At 37.7% G+C, this 15463-nt stretch carries 17 protein-coding genes; 11 read left to right on the top strand and 6 right to left on the bottom strand.

Annotated features, from left to right (window positions below):
- Positions 1-57: 57 nt before the first annotated feature.
- A complete protein-coding gene (locus M0D58_RS14935; protein ID WP_248391150.1) occupies positions 58-1488 on the bottom strand; it encodes an alpha-amylase in 1431 nt (476 codons plus the stop codon).
- Between the two features lie 178 nt (positions 1489-1666).
- Between M0D58_RS14935 and M0D58_RS14930 the strand changes: the two genes are divergently transcribed.
- Positions 1667-2335 (top strand): DUF4290 domain-containing protein, encoded by a 669-nt coding sequence (locus M0D58_RS14930; RefSeq protein WP_248391148.1) that lies wholly within the window; start codon positions 1667-1669, stop codon positions 2333-2335.
- Positions 2336-2337: 2 nt separating this feature from the next.
- On the top strand, positions 2338-3645 hold the full coding sequence (gene murA, locus M0D58_RS14925) for a UDP-N-acetylglucosamine 1-carboxyvinyltransferase (protein ID WP_248391146.1): 1308 nt from the start codon (positions 2338-2340) through the stop codon (positions 3643-3645).
- Positions 3646-3721: 76 nt separating this feature from the next.
- Here the strand turns inward: murA and M0D58_RS14920 are convergent, their stop codons facing one another.
- The 5 genes from M0D58_RS14920 to M0D58_RS14900 all read right to left on the bottom strand — a co-directional run bounded on the left by M0D58_RS14920 (position 3722) and on the right by M0D58_RS14900 (position 8051).
- The gene (locus M0D58_RS14920) at positions 3722-4033 is read right to left on the bottom strand and encodes an NIL domain-containing protein (RefSeq protein ID WP_248391144.1); all 312 of its coding nucleotides are present in this window, start codon (positions 4031-4033) and stop codon (positions 3722-3724) included.
- A gap of 189 nt (positions 4034-4222) precedes the next feature.
- Positions 4223-4879 carry a YiiX/YebB-like N1pC/P60 family cysteine hydrolase gene (locus M0D58_RS14915; RefSeq protein ID WP_248391142.1) on the bottom strand — a complete coding sequence of 219 codons (657 nt, stop codon included), beginning with the start codon at positions 4877-4879 and terminating at the stop codon, positions 4223-4225.
- Complete coding sequence (locus M0D58_RS14910) at positions 4857-5312, bottom strand: DUF1801 domain-containing protein (protein WP_248391141.1); 456 nt, start codon at positions 5310-5312, stop codon at positions 4857-4859. Before M0D58_RS14910 ends, M0D58_RS14915 begins: the two co-directional genes overlap by 23 nt.
- A gap of 119 nt (positions 5313-5431) precedes the next feature.
- Positions 5432-6856 carry a hypothetical protein gene (locus M0D58_RS14905; protein WP_248391139.1) on the bottom strand — a complete coding sequence of 475 codons (1425 nt, stop codon included), beginning with the start codon at positions 6854-6856 and terminating at the stop codon, positions 5432-5434.
- Between the two features lie 10 nt (positions 6857-6866).
- A complete protein-coding gene (locus tag M0D58_RS14900) occupies positions 6867-8051 on the bottom strand; it encodes a hypothetical protein (RefSeq protein ID WP_248391138.1) in 1185 nt (394 codons plus the stop codon).
- A gap of 176 nt (positions 8052-8227) precedes the next feature.
- Here M0D58_RS14900 and M0D58_RS14895 point away from each other — a divergent pair, with 176 nt between their 5' ends.
- The 9 genes from M0D58_RS14895 (at position 8228) to M0D58_RS14855 (ending at position 15416) form a co-directional block, all read left to right on the top strand.
- On the top strand, positions 8228-9433 hold the full coding sequence (locus M0D58_RS14895) for a pyridoxal phosphate-dependent aminotransferase (RefSeq protein WP_248391136.1): 1206 nt from the start codon (positions 8228-8230) through the stop codon (positions 9431-9433).
- Positions 9434-9538: 105 nt separating this feature from the next.
- Positions 9539-10558 carry a UDP-N-acetylmuramate dehydrogenase gene (gene murB, locus M0D58_RS14890; protein ID WP_248394987.1) on the top strand — a complete coding sequence of 340 codons (1020 nt, stop codon included), beginning with the start codon at positions 9539-9541 and terminating at the stop codon, positions 10556-10558.
- A 71-nt stretch (positions 10559-10629) separates the two neighbouring features.
- A complete protein-coding gene (proC, locus tag M0D58_RS14885; protein WP_248391134.1) occupies positions 10630-11433 on the top strand; it encodes a pyrroline-5-carboxylate reductase in 804 nt (267 codons plus the stop codon).
- Between the two features lie 127 nt (positions 11434-11560).
- Entirely contained in the window at positions 11561-13204 is a 1644-nt protein-coding gene (gene lnt / locus M0D58_RS14880) for an apolipoprotein N-acyltransferase (protein WP_248391132.1), read from the top strand.
- Between the two features lie 140 nt (positions 13205-13344).
- Positions 13345-13584 (top strand): 50S ribosomal protein L28, encoded by a 240-nt coding sequence (gene rpmB / locus M0D58_RS14875; RefSeq protein WP_029294538.1) that lies wholly within the window; start codon positions 13345-13347, stop codon positions 13582-13584.
- 7 nt (positions 13585-13591) lie between these two features.
- Positions 13592-13774, top strand: coding sequence for a 50S ribosomal protein L33 (gene rpmG, locus M0D58_RS14870; protein ID WP_027379950.1), 183 nt, complete (start codon positions 13592-13594; stop codon positions 13772-13774).
- A 20-nt stretch (positions 13775-13794) separates the two neighbouring features.
- Complete coding sequence (locus M0D58_RS14865; RefSeq protein ID WP_002976755.1) at positions 13795-13947, top strand: DUF4295 domain-containing protein; 153 nt, start codon at positions 13795-13797, stop codon at positions 13945-13947.
- A gap of 179 nt (positions 13948-14126) precedes the next feature.
- Entirely contained in the window at positions 14127-15080 is a 954-nt protein-coding gene (gene ftsY / locus M0D58_RS14860; RefSeq protein ID WP_248391130.1) for a signal recognition particle-docking protein FtsY, read from the top strand.
- A gap of 69 nt (positions 15081-15149) precedes the next feature.
- Entirely contained in the window at positions 15150-15416 is a 267-nt protein-coding gene (locus M0D58_RS14855) for a GlsB/YeaQ/YmgE family stress response membrane protein (RefSeq protein WP_248391128.1), read from the top strand.
- Positions 15417-15463 lie beyond the last annotated feature (47 nt).

Here is a 15463-nt window from a genome sequence, read left to right as displayed (position 1 = left end):
AATATAAGCTTAAAAATAAAGACTGCTTCCTGTGAAACAGTCTTCATTTTTTAGATATTATTGATTCAAAGACCAAACGGAATACGACTTTGGTGCACATTGGATTTTCACCCATTTATCAGACTGCGTTGTCGGGTACCAGCTTGAGCTGCCGGTAAAATCTTTAATCTGCTGACTGGCCCAGTTGGTCTGTATCCATCGTTCCTGCCAGCTTGAAGAATTATTGATGTACACTACCAGTCCCGGATTTCCGTTATACCCGTTTCTCCTTGCGATATATTCATCATTATCGGTATACAGAATAGATGTTGTTCCCGTTGCTTTATTATTGTGAATCCAGATGAGATTGTTTAATCTTTCTTTATTCAGCCATTCTTCATAATCTCTGTAGAAGATTGTAGGATATCCTTCATGCGTTAAAATATAAGCATAAGCCAGCATTTTATTGTAGATAATATCCGTATCATGATTGGCAACGAACGTCACTGCTTTAAAAGGATTTCGTTTCCACATCATATCATCATTCAAAACATTCAGATTCCCATTGTCGAATGCATCATCCATTTTATAATAGGCGGCAAAATCAAACACTGAACTATTGGCATTATTAGCCCACCATTCAAGTGTATTCACATTAGAGTCCCACAGCTCACCAACAGAAAATCCGCCGACATTGGAATTCCATGTATTAACCACCCAAGGTCCGAAACCTTTCACATAATCGAATCTCCAGCCATCAAATTTCATAATATTTTTATAATATTTTCCGACAGAATCATCTCTTCCCCAAAGCCAGTCCTGAACATACGGATTGGCGTGGCATAAGTCTGGGAAGCCTCCGAAAGCACCTTCATCATTATTTCCGTAAGAATTTTTATAAAAATCGTTATAGCTTCTTGGAAACTTTCCTGAAGCAACACCCGAAAAATTGGTCCAGGTATTTGAACCTACATAGGGATTATACTCCGATTGGCCGCCGCTGTTATGGTTAATGACAATATCCGCATATACCTGCATATTTTCTGCGTGGGCTTTTGTAATCAACGCTTCGAGTTCTGTCCTGGATCCAAAACGCGTTTCAATACTTCCGTTTTGATTGTAATTTCCGAAATCATAATAATCAGTAGGATCATATCCCATTGAATATGCACCATTCTGTGCTTTTGATGCGGGAGGAAGCCATACGGCACCAATTCCGGCATTCGACCAATCGGTCAGTTTTCCTTTTACGGTGTTCCACCAGTTTCCTCCATCCGGTACATCCCAATAAAATCCCTGCATGAGAACACTTCCGCCCGGACCGGCAACAAATTTTGCATAGGGAGAGTTTCCGGTACTGAAAGGCCGTCCGTCATGATGGGTTACATGTACGGTTTTATTGTGAACTTCTTTCTGAACCGAAGTATCATCTGCAATTCCATCATTCTCCCGGCATGAAAAAACAAAGCCTAAGGCCAGTGCTAAAAGTAAAAATTGAGTTTTTTTCATATCTTATTTTTTGATTATTAAAGTGTTACCTAAATTACAATTTTATTAAAATAATTTCAAGTGATTGTGAAATAATTTTTATTATCATCATAAATTCTTATTTAAAACATCATTAAAAATTGATAAACTTTAAAGATTTTCGGTACAATTTTTCTATTAATCCATATATTTGCATACTATGGAATACAACACCCAAAAAAACAAGCTTCAACTGCCGGAATATGGCAGAATCATACAACTGTTGGTTGAACGTTGCAAAGAGCTTCCTTCAAAAGAAGAGAGAAGCGAGATGGCAATGGGCATCATTGATTTTATGGGTCAGAGAAACCCACAGCTTCGCGACGAAGAAAATTACAAGCATAAACTTTGGGATCATCTTTTCATTCTTGCCGATTACGACCTTGACGTAGATTCGCCATACCCTTTCCCTACAAGGGAACAGCTGGCAGAGCGGCCTAAAAGAATGGAATACCCTAAACTTCAGGGTGATTTCAAATTCTACGGGAAAAGTATTCTTCAATTAATAGAAAAAGCAATCGAACTGGAACAGGGAGACGAAAAAGAAGCCCTGATTGAGGTGATTGCCAATAATATGAAGAAGTCTTATAACGTATATAACAAAGAACACGTTACCGATGATGTTATTTTCCGCCATCTGAAAGAACTTTCTGAAAACAGACTGGATCTTACGGGAATAGATACACTAGAAAAAAGTAAAATCTATTATACAAGCAATAACAACAACCGTAATAATAACAACCGAAACCAGACTAACAACCGAAACCAATCTAACAACAAAAGAAGACACAACAATAACAACAACAATCATAATAAAAACAGAAAGTAAACATGAGTGGAACATTTCAGATAAGAGGAGGAAAAAGACTGCAAGGTGAAATTACTCCACAAGGAGCAAAAAATGAAGCTCTACAAATTCTTTGTGCCGTCTTATTAACTGATGAGGAGGTAAGAATTAAAAATATTCCCGATATCCACGACGTTAATCGATTAATTGAAATTCTGGGCGATTTCGGAGTGAAAGTTACCAAGAACGGACACGGCGATTATACTTTCAAAGCAGACAAAGTTAATTTTGATTACATCAAATCCGATGAATTTAAAAAAGACGGGGCAAAGCTAAGAGGTTCCATCATGCTTATGGGTCCTATGCTGGCAAGATATGGCGAGGCATATATGCCGACCCCGGGAGGTGACAAGATTGGAAGAAGAAGATTAGATACCCATTTCCAGGGATTAGTAGAACTTGGCGCTGAATTTCATTATGACGAAGAAGAATTCTTTTATTCTTTAACAGCAAAAGAGCTTAACGGTAAATTTATTTTATTGGAGGAAGCTTCCGTAACAGGGACTGCCAATATTGTGATGGCTGCAGCATTAGCGAAAGGAAAAACAAGAATCTATAACGCAGCCTGCGAACCATATCTTCAGCAATTATGTAAAATGCTGAACAGAATGGGAGCAAATATTTCAGGAATTGGTTCAAATTTATTAACAATCGAAGGCGTTTCCCATCTTCACGGAACAGAACATACGATGCTTCCGGATATGGTGGAAATCGGATCCTGGATCGGTCTTGCAGCCATGACCAAATCTGAAATTACCATTAAAAATGTCAACTGGAACCAGCTTGGCGTTATCCCGAATACATTCAGAAAGCTGGGTATTCAGCTGGAGCAGAGCAACGATGATATTTTTATCCCGACTCAGGAAAATTATAAAATCCAGAAATTTATTGATGGCTCTATCCTTACTGTTTCTGATGCTCCATGGCCGGGATTCACACCAGACCTTCTATCTATCATTCTTGTGGTAGCAACACAGGCGAAAGGGAGTCTTTTGGTTCACCAGAAAATGTTCGAATCAAGATTATTTTTCGTGGATAAACTGATTGACATGGGCGCTCAGATCATCCTCTGCGATCCGCACCGTGCAACGGTAATCGGGCTGAATCAGGAAACTCCGCTAAGAGGAACAACCATGGTTTCTCCTGATATCAGGGCTGGAAATGCTCTTCTGATTGCGGCGCTTTCTGCAGAAGGAAAATCAATCATCCACAATATTGAGCAAATTGACAGAGGATATGAAAATATTGATGGCAGATTAAAGGCCATCGGAGCAGATATCGAAAGAATTTAATACAGAAATTAATAATATAAAAGCGTCCGGTGAAAACCGGACGCTTTTCTGTAATTAAAAACGATATGAACCTATCTTATAAATACTTTCTGCAGATATATTCTACAGTGGTACTCAGAAGTTTATTTTTATTAAGATACATTTCCAGTGCATCGTAGTCCTCCGAACTTACATTAATATACAGCTGAACAGATCCGAAGCTTCTCCCATTTACATATTCAACATTGGCTGATAACACCTTGTGACAGATCCCCAACTGATTATATATAGTATTCATCAGCTGTTCAAACTTCATTTTACCATTCAGTTCAATTTCCAGGATCAATTCTTTTTTAGGCAGATTTATTTTACCGTTTAAAACCTGCAGGCTTGGGTTAGGTGTTATCATAACAAAACTATTGGTTAAAAAATAATGCTCATTTTTTCTGTTGGTTAAGCTTAGACAAAAATATAAAAAAATATTAGTCTACCAAATTAGTAGGGTATTAATTTTAAAATTTATTTTAAATCTGCCTGAAATTAAATCATAAAAAAAGGACTCTTACGAATCCGTTATTATTTCTTTCTTTACAGTTATTTATTTAAGAATTTTGATCCTTTCCAGCTTTTCTGAAGCAGCCAGTCCGTTAGGATTACAGCCAGGTTCACCTTCCGGAACTTTAAGACCTTTTTTCTTGTAAAAATCTTCCCAGAAAGCATTGGTCTTTCCTGTTGCAGGATCAATAAAAGTCATTGGTTCAAGCTTGAAAATATGATTTTCCCTGAATGCTCTTTCAATATAGTCTGAGCAGTAGTAAGAATTTTCATTCAGAATATAATCAAAATTATACGGTTTCCCCAACATGGCATTTGCTTTTTCAACAGCTGAAGGTATTGCATGCTGATACTGAGGTTTTAAGCGATAAACAACAACCGTTTGTCCGTCTTCGGACTGATCTTCCAGAAAATCTTCCAGCTTTTGCTTTTGGGAACCGCCTTTCAGAGCTGCATGCAAAACATAGGCACTTCCATTTGCTATCTCCAGAATTCCGATGTGATCGAAAGAGGCATTTTCCTGTTTCTGGGTAACATTATTAATTGCTCCGGAAAGCCCGGTACTTTTCGCCGTTACAAAAAGCAAATCCCCATTTACCAAATCAGAAGTCCTGTAACTCCGGCAGCTTAGAATACACGTGAAAATATATAGTGCCGCTAAAAGCGTACAGAGAAATTTACTTTTTAAAATTTGCTTCATAACAATCGATCCAATCCTGAACCGTCATTTTTTTACTTACTTCAGCGATTAATTCAAAGGGAATATCATCCATTTTTTTGAAACGCACACAAGATTTTCCCATATCCAGTTTTCTTTTAGAATATTTGGGAAATTCTTCCAAGAACCAATCCAACAGATCAGGTTTTGCATACATTCCCATATGGTAAAATGCAATAAAATTCTTCTGTGAAGCAATACTGATGAAAGGCAAAGGCGTTCCCGGAGCACAATGATAACCTGCCGGATATGTTTCCAGTGGAACTCCCCATCCAATCATTCCGTAGCTGCTGCTTTGCGAAAAACCTTCCGGTAAATTGTCGCTGATGGTGTTAAAAAGCTTTCTGAAAACCTCCTGTCTTTCTTCAGGGATCTTTGAAATATAATCATCTATTGAAATGGATTCTATCTGCATTTTTTCAGTTTTATAATTTTTTCAAAATAACGAAAATTTAATGGAACCGGGTTTTAAATCAATAAAAAATCAGCTTTAAAATTTAAAGCTGATCTATCAATATTTCTCTGATGAAAAAATTATTTCACAAAATTGTAAATGCTGAACATCTGAACATTTTTACCATCTTTGTCCAGGAACAGTAATTTATTGGTAGCCGGAACAAACTGCACCAGATTCCCGTCCGTAAAGCCGTAATTCTGGAAGAAATTTCTTCCCTTATAATCTACCGTAAGTTCTTTTGGAGCCAGGCTGCCGAAATCGAAAGCTTTCATTGAAAAACCTGTATTCCCGAATGCACCTTTTGGATAAAATGCGGAAACATACAGATTGTCTCCGGATTCAATCACCTGAACTCTTCTTCCTGAAGGATTGCTTCCCAGTGGTACAAACTGTTTTACTTCCCCTTCTTTATTGAATTTCATTAAAACGCCTACATCAAGTGTATAAACAGGATCCGGAAAACGATTCATTGCTGTAGGCATCGGTCTCGAAACCGTTTCCTGCTGAACCGCCATTAAAACCTCATCGCCTTTTATGATGGTCTTAATTACTTTTACGTCGCTCATGTCTTTGGCGCCTGCAAGATTGGTATTGCTGATTACCGCTTTTCCAGATTTAATATCATAAAACATTACCGTTCCGAAAGTACTTCCGCCCATTGTAACCGCCTGGTTTTTTCTTCCGAAAGTTACCAGATAATCATTGTCATTTTTGCTGATTGCGTATAATTTTTCAGGAATATATTTATCATCAAAAGGTAAATCTTTATCTTCTGTATTAGAAACCATTTCCATTTTGTAAGATTCTTTCCAGCCGGCAGCTTTACGCAGCAAAACGATCTTCCCGGAATTCGTTAGGGTTAAAGATTTTTCCACATAATCACTACTTAACGTAATTTCTTTATTCCAAAGCGGTGTTAATGTTCTTAAATCGATTACCAGAGCATCATTAACGTTATCCGTTTTCTTCGTTGCATATCTGTCGTTGAACACGGCCGCATATTTCCCGTTCTCAGAAAAAACTACATAAGTTGTCCCCGATCTGTTTGTGGATTCAATCGTATATTTTGCGATGCTTTTTGTCGTAAAACTTCCCGTTTTTTTACTGAAAACATGCTGAAAAACTTCTTTCCTGTTTTCCTTACCGAAATATTCTTCTGTAAATGCCACCAATCTGTCTTCATCAATCTGTTGAGATCCCAGGTAATTGTGAAGAACGCCGTTGGTTTTATTTGCATAATCCTGAATATACGTATCTACAAGACTTCCGTTCTGATCCAGTTTTCTCATCAGCAGTTTTTTGTGCGGAAAGACATTTCTCATCAGCCCGTCGATATTGATCGCACTGAACATATAAGAATTGTAATCGTCTGCCAGAACCAGCTTTTCATCTGTTTCAAGATTGTCATCCGTTGTAAATTTTGTCCCTTCCACAACCTTTACCTGAGCAAATGCACATACAGAAGCTGTGATCATCACTGAGGCAATAATCTGTTTAATCATGTAATTTTCTTTAGTTATTATAAATTTTTTGTTCTAATTTTTTTAATTCAAGATTGGCATCATAGGATAATTTGATGTCTACCAAATGTTCCTGAAGTTCATTTAAATATTTTTCCGCTTCTTTAGAATTTCCTAAAGCAAGATTCAGCCTTATCAGATTAAAATAAAGATACTCTCCTATTTTCTGGTTGTATAAAGCTTTTTTATCACTGTAATTTACTTTACTAAGCGCAGCCTTCCACATATCGATTCCTTTCTGCATATTTTCCATGGCCACTTTATTCGGAGCGTAGTCCGACTTTGCCTGCAGCTTTTTAAGATTAGTCGTTACATAGATATATGCTTTTTCCAGATCATCATAATCTCCTTTATTTTTTACCGTTTCTAAAGTTACCGAAGAATTGATCGTCTGGTATCCGAAATGATCATTAATAATATTCCTGGTACGGTCCATTGTTCTCTGGAGATATGATTTTTCGTGTCCGTTTAGGTTGATCTCGTTTGTAGGCACACTTGCAATTTCTGCAAAGTCGGAAAAATAGGTTTTATCCAGTTTCACCACTCCGTTTTGTTTACCGATAATTCTTACCGGCTGGTTGGCAAATGTTTTTCCCTGATTGTCCTGAAAATTTGTTCTTTCCATTTCAATCTGCAGGTCAAGATAATTTCCGCCTTTTGAAAAGCCTGCAACATCTATTTGTGAAGCAAGAATTTTGTTGTCCACAATTAAAGCATCCCTCAGGTCGGGCTGTCTGTAAACAGGCATTGGCGGGATATTAAGAACAGGCCTTGAAGGCAGCGTTAAAACCGGAGCACCATTTGTAGTGGCAATTTTTTCAACAGCAGACAATTTGCTGTATTCTGCAGATTCGAGTTTAAATTTTTCCTGAAGCTTTTTAACTTCAGCCTCATAATCTTTCAGTCTTTCCTGATGTTCTATCTTAGCTGTTTCTACATTGGCCTTATAATTATTTACCTGATTCTGGTAATCTTCTTTTGAGATCCTCAAAACGTCATCTTTTGTAATATTATAAGGAGATTTTACAGTAATCGTATAATTTCTGTTGGCAGCCTCTGTAGTAAAAACAGGTTCTTTCAATAATTGAAAGCTGATGGTCTCTTTATCAATCCTCTGCCCTAAAACAGATTGAACCGAAAATAAAACAACAGGAATAAATAAATTTATTTTCTTCATATAAAATAGTTAATTCCGGGCAAAAGTAAAATAATTTATCAATAAAACACCTGTCGCAGTATTAATAATTAACTTTTTACAAATCATTAATATCATTTGGATAAAGTCTTTCTTTGCCTGCTTTATTGTATTATTGAGAAATTATATCTTATTTTTGCCATACAAATTTTTCAACAATGCCGAATATTTCAAACAGAGCACTGCACATGCCGCCTTCGCCGGTAAGAAAACTGGTTCCATTTGCCCTGAAAGCAAAGCAGAAAGGAATAAAAGTCTATCACCTGAATATCGGGCAACCTGACATCGAAACCCCGGAAACAGCACTGAATGCTTTAAAAAATATTGATCTCAAAGTTTTGGAATATGCTCTTTCAGAAGGTAATTTAGAGTATAGAAAAGCCTTAACAGATTATTATCATTCATTGGGATTTAATGACCTTACAACAGATAATTTCATTGTTACCAACGGAGGATCGGAAGCTTTGAATTTCGCCATTTCAACTTTGTGTGACGACGGTGATGAGGTGATTATCCCTGAACCGTATTACGCTAATTACAATGGTTTTACAAGCACCTTCAATGTAAATGTTGTTGCCGTTCCTTCAACCATAGATACAGGATTTGCACTTCCTCCGATTGAAGAATTTGAGAAAAAAATTACAGAAAAAACAAGAGCTATCGTTATTTGTAACCCTGGAAATCCTACCGGTTACCTATATACCCGTGAGGAACTTCAGAAATTGGCAGAAATTGCTCTTAAATATGACATCGTGGTGATTTCAGATGAAGTGTACAGAGAATATGTATATGACGGGAAGCAGCAGGTTTCTATGTTTGCTTTTCCTGAACTGGCGGAAAACTGCATCATTATTGATTCCGAATCGAAACGTTATTCTATGTGCGGTGTGAGAATCGGGTGTATGATTACCCGTTCAAAGAAAATCCACGACGCGGCCATGCTTTTTGCACAGGCCAGATTAAGCCCTGTCCTATTAGGACAAATTGCAGCCACTGCAGCACACCAGAATGACGGAGCGTACATCAGAGCCGTGAGGGAAGAATATACCCACCGAAGAAATGTATTGGTTGATGCTTTAAACGCTATTCCGGGGGTAATCTGCCCGAAACCGAAAGGGGCTTTCTATTGCGTTGCAGAGCTTCCTGTAGACGATACCGAGAAATTCGCGCAATGGCTTCTTGAAAAATATTCCAACCAGAACGAAACGATTATGGTAGCTCCGGCGGGAGGTTTCTACAGCAATCCGGAACTGGGAAAAAAGCAGGTAAGAATTGCTTATGTTTTAAAAGAAGAAGATCTGAAAAGAAGTGCAGCTATTTTAAAAGATGCACTTGATCAATATAAATTAGAGTTCAGTCTTTAATCTTAAACAATATAGTTATCAGCAATAAAAACCTGGATTAGAAATACCTTCCAAGCTTTTATTGCTGATATTTTTTTTAATAAGATCAACGAATTTGTTTAAATAATCCAAATGCAGGAAAATTTTTCACTCAAGGCACACAACACATTTGGCGTGGATGCAAAAGCGAGATATTTCACGGAAGTACATTCTACCGAAGAATTAATTGAAGCGTTCAACTATTCCAAAACAGGTACTTTACCTCTTCTATTTTTAGGTGGAGGAAGCAATATTCTTCTGACAAAAGATTTTGAAGGATTAGCCATTAAGCTTAATCTAAAAGGTATTCACGAAGATATCCTCAATGAGGATGAAGTATTGGTTACGGCAAAAGCAGGTGAAAACTGGCACGAATTCGTGATTTTCTGCCTTGAAAAGAATTATGGCGGACTGGAAAATCTTTCCCTGATTCCCGGTAATGTAGGAACATCACCCATGCAGAACATCGGAGCTTACGGCACGGAAATCAAAGATATTTTTGTAAACTGTACCGTTCTAAACCTTGAAAACCTGCAGCTTGAAACTTTCAACCTGGAGCAATGCAGATTCGGGTACAGAGATTCTGTTTTCAAGCAGGAGGGAAAAGGAAAGTATGTAATTTTAGATGTTGCTTTTAAGCTGACCCGAAAAAATCATCATATCAAAACAGAATACGGCGCGATACAGGCTGAGCTGGAACATTTAGGAATTGAAAAACCGACCATTCAGGATGTTTCCCGCGCGGTAATCAATATCAGGCAAAGTAAACTCCCGGATCCGAAAAAAATCGGCAACGCCGGAAGTTTCTTTAAAAACCCTACCATTTCTTTATCACAATTTGAACAGTTAAAGGAAAATTTCCCACAAATTCCGGGGTATGCAAACGGAGATTTCGTTAAAGTTCCTGCTGGATGGCTTATTGAGCAATGCGGATGGAAAGGAAAACAGATAGGTAATGTGGCTTCTCATCAACTGCAGGCTCTTGTGATTATCAACGCAACCGGAAAAGCGACCGGACAGGAAATCTTCGATTTTTCAACGGAAATTATTAATTCCGTGAACGAAAAGTTCGGGATTGAATTGGAAAGAGAAGTAAATATTATTTAAAATAAACTTTCAAAATTTTGTCAAAGCTTTAAACTTTGACAAAGTTAACACGCGTAAAACAAACACACAATATGAAAATCGCTATTCTCGGGGCCGGAAACATGGGGCTCTCCTTTTCAAAATCGTTTCTGAAATATGAACTGATAAAGCCGGAAAATCTTCATTTAATCACAAGAGACAACTCAAAGTTCTCAAAAATATCGGAAGAATTTCCAAAATCTAAGATTTCGACTTTTGATGAAGTCACAGAATTGAATGCAGATTTAATTATCATTGCTGTAAAACCTCAGGATTTCAAGCATGTTGCCGAAAATATCAGATTTAAACTCGTGGAAAATCAGATGGTTTTATCGATTATGGCAGGAATTAAAATCGAAAAAATCCAACAATTACTTAATCATCCTCTGATAGTAAGAGCAATGCCCAATTCCCCTACGCTGCTCGGAATGGGAATTACCGGTTATACTGCAGCGGCAGGAATTTCCTTCAGCCAGCTCATTGCTATTGAAAGACTGCTAAACTCAACTGGAAGATCCGTTTACCTGGAAAATGAAGAATTGCTTGACGCTGTAACTGCACTTTCCGGAAGTGGCCCCGCCTATTTTTATTACATTGTAGATGCGATGATTAAAGCGGGAGTTGAAATGGGAATTGATGAAAACCTTTCAAAACTTTTCGTAAACCAAACTATGCTCGGAGCTTATCACCTGATTAATAATTCTGATAAAAATTTAGAAGAACTCATTAAAGATGTCGCATCAAAAGGCGGCACAACAGAAGCTGCCTTGAAAACTTTTAACGAAAATAATTTAAAGCAAATCCTGAAAACAGGCATTCTGAACGCGGAAAAACGTGCTAAGGAGCTGAATGGCTAATCCTGCCATTAAAATCTAAAGTTGAGGTCACGTCAAGATTACGATCTGGTATTTTATAATATTCTTTAACATCGTATGCAAATTTATTCATTTCAAAAACATTAAATTTGTGTATTAAATAAATTGAATGAAATACGTTTTACTTACGCTCATTTCAGCGATGCTATTATCCATTTCGTGGCCTACTTACGGAGTTCCTTTTTTTATATTTTTCGCATTGGTACCGCTTCTGATGATGGAGCATGGTGTTTCTAAATTTTCAGACTTTAAGAGAAAAAGCTGGGTAGTTTTCGGACTGTCTTATGTATGTTTTATTATCTGGAATGCGGTGACTACCGGCTGGCTGTACGGAGCAAAAAATCCGGATGGAAGCCATTCGATATTGGCTGTTTTATTCCCGGTATTGGTTAATTCGCTTCTTTATTCTTTGGTATTTCAGTGTTATCACTGGTATAAAAATGCACAGGGGACATATTGGGGACTGGCCTTTCTGGTAGCCATCTGGATGAGTTTCGAAAAATTCCACTTGGGATGGGAATTTACCTGGCCCTGGCTGAATCTCGGCAACGTATTTTCAGAGTACCCCAAGGTGATTCAATGGTATGATACACTGGGTGCTACTGGTGGAAGCTTCTGGATCTTACTGATCAATGTTTTGATCTTTTATACGGTGAGAATCTGGCAAGCCGGAAGAAAAAGAAAAGACCTTATTAAAAATACTTCAATTGTTGCGGTTCTGATTATCGTACCGATGATTATTTCGGTTGTACAGTATAATAATTTTAATAAAAAACCAACCGGCAGCGTAAATGTATTAATGCTTCAGCCAGACCTTGATCCTTATGCTGAAAAATATTCCAAAGACAGCCTTATTATAGAAAATGATCTTTTGGATCTGGCCGAAAAAAATTCAAAAGGGAAAATAGATTATTATATTGCTCCCGAAACCGCACTTCCGGGCAGAGGTTCAATTTCCGAGCGTGGTTTTGAGAAAAGTGTTATCCTGAACAATCTTAAAACGTTTTTATCTAAACATCCAGGGTCTGTATTTGCCACAGGAATTTCTTCACACAAATTTTATACTTCCGAAGAAAATCTTCCAAAAGAAGCATATCAGCTAAATCCCGGGCTTTGGGTTGAAAGTTTTAATTCTGCCGTTCAGGTTATTCCTAACCGAAAAGTTGAAGTATATCACAAAGGAAAGCTGGTTCCCGGCGTTGAGATTTTCCCTTATATGAGCTATCTGAAGCCTATTTTAGGTGATGCGATGCTTAACCTGGGAGGAACTGTTGCTTCCCTTGGCACAGACAAAGAAAGAATGGCATTTGCCAATCCTTTCAACAAAGGCAAAATGGCGCCTATCATCTGCTATGAAAGTATTTACGGAGAGTTTACCGGAGAATATGTAAAAAAGGGAGCCAACTTCTTAGGGATTATGACGAATGATTCATGGTGGGGTGTTTCAGAAGGACACCGTCAACTTCTGTCTTATGCAAAACTTCGTGCGATAGAAACCAGAAGAGAAATTGCAAGAGCTGCCAACAGCGGAATTTCGGCTCATATTGACGCCAGAGGAGAGATTATTGAAGATACTTTTTACGGAGACAAAACAGCCTTATTTGCAAAAATACAACTGTATGATGAGATGTCTTTCTATACTAGAGCGGGAGATTTGCTTTCCCGGTTTTCAATTTTTGCCCTGGGCTTTTTATTATTTTATTTTTTAATAACCCGATTTCAGGAAAAAACCAGGAAAGGTCGTGCAGCGTAAAGCAGGATAGAAAACAGCAATTATCTGAAGCAAATATCAGCAACTTATTTGCAAATAATTTTCAAAAGATTTGTCTATCTAAAAAATTCTTCGTTATTTTGCACTCTCAAATATTATAGTACAAATAAGAACATCGAGATATGTCAAGAATTTGCCAAATAACAGGAAAGCGTGCAATGGTTGGTAACAACGTTTCTCACGCTAATAACAAAACGAAGCGTCGTTTTGAAATTAACTTATTGGAGAAGAAGTTTTACCTTCCGGAGCAAGATAAGCACGTAACACTGAAAGTATCAGCTCATGGATTGAGAGTGATTAACAAGATTGGAATCGAGGAAGCTCTTGAAAGAGCAACTAGAAACGGATTGATTAAAAAGTAATTGAATCATGGCAAAAAAAGGAAACAGAGTTCAAGTAATCCTTGAATGTACAGAGCATAAAGAAAGCGGTATGCCAGGAATGTCGAGATACATTTCTACAAAGAATAAAAAGAACACCACTGAAAGACTGGAGTTGAAAAAATACAACCCGGTTCTTAAGAAAGTAACTGTTCACAAAGAAATCAAGTAATTATTAAAATATAATTTACCATGGCAAAGAAAGTAGTAGCAACCCTACAAAGCGGTCAGTCTAAAAAAATGACCAAAGTGGTGAAAATGGTTAAGTCTTCCAAGTCAGGAGCTTACGTTTTCGAAGAAAAAGTAATGAATGCAGACGAAGTAGACGGTTATTTGAAAAAATAATCTACACTTTATTTACAATATAAAAAACTACTCAGCTTTTGGGTAGTTTTTTTGTTATCTTTGCTTTAATCTAGCTGGAAGTCAGAAGCTGGAGGCTGAAGTCGGTACAAAATTGCAGAACTTCAGACTTCCATCCTCAGCTTCTATCTTTAATTAATAAAATTCCGTAATTCATAAAGATGAGTTGGTTTAAAAAAATTTTTAAAAAAGAAGAGAAAGAAACCTTAGACAAAGGATTGGAAAAATCCAGCCAGGGCTTTTTCGAAAAAATGACGAAAGCCGTAGTCGGTAAAAGCAAAGTAGACGATGAGGTTCTGGATGACCTTGAAGAAATACTTATTGCCTCTGATGTCGGCGCCTCTACCACCATCAAAATCATAGAAAGAATTGAAGAGCGTGTCGCAAGAGACAAATACGTAAGCGTAAATGAACTGGACAAAATTCTCCGTGAAGAAATCTCAGGATTACTGCTGGAAAACCCTCACGCAGGAACAGGAAATATAGATACTTCCAAAAAACCTTACGTAATAATGGTGGTGGGAGTAAATGGTGTAGGAAAAACAACCACTATAGGTAAACTGGCTCATCAATTCACATCAGAAGGTAAGAAAGTGGTATTGGGAGCTGCAGATACATTCCGCGCTGCCGCAGTAGATCAGCTGGTGATCTGGAGCGAGAGAGTGGGCGTTCCTATCGTAAAACAGGAAATGGGATCAGATCCAGCTTCCGTGGCCTTTGACACCGTACAAAGTGCCGTTGCCCAAAATGCGGACGTTGTAATCATTGATACAGCGGGAAGGCTTCATAACAAAATCAACCTGATGAATGAACTTTCCAAAATTAAACGAGTAATGCAAAAAGTTATTCCTGATGCGCCACACGAGGTTTTACTCGTTCTCGACGGCTCTACGGGACAGAACGCTTTTGAGCAGGCCAAACAATTCACTGCCGCTACAGAAGTAAATGCTTTAGCAGTAACCAAATTGGACGGAACAGCAAAAGGAGGAGTTGTAATTGGTATTTCGGATCAGTTCCAGATTCCGGTGAAATATATAGGGGTCGGTGAAAAGATGCAGGACCTGCAATTATTTAATGGTACAGAGTTTGTAGATTCATTTTTCAAGAAGAGATGATGTAAAAATCATGTTTTCCCAAAACAGCAATAAACCAAACTATAAATATTAACATTAAAAAATGCAACTATGGGATTTTTAACATGGATTATTTTCGGACTACTGGCCGGAGCACTAGCTAAAGCGATAATGCCAGGGAAACAGGGAGGCGGAATGCTTATTACAATGATTCTGGGTATTATTGGAGCTTTTATAGGAGGAGCAATAGGCGTATATGTGCTTCATTGGGGAGATGTAGATTCTTTCTGGAATTTCAGAAGCTGGATCTTAGCCATCGGAGGCGCTTTAATTGTTCTCTGGATTTACGCAATGCTTACACGGGAAACCAGGGCTTAGCTAATAAAAAACTAAAAACGGCGGATTTGAAATTCAAATCCGCCGTT

Origin of the sequence: Chryseobacterium nepalense (genome assembly GCF_023195755.1) — a bacterium.
Lineage (GTDB): Bacteria > Bacteroidota > Bacteroidia > Flavobacteriales > Weeksellaceae > Chryseobacterium > Chryseobacterium nepalense.
Note: the sequence above shows the minus strand (reverse complement) of the source record. Positions and strands in the feature narration are given on the sequence as shown.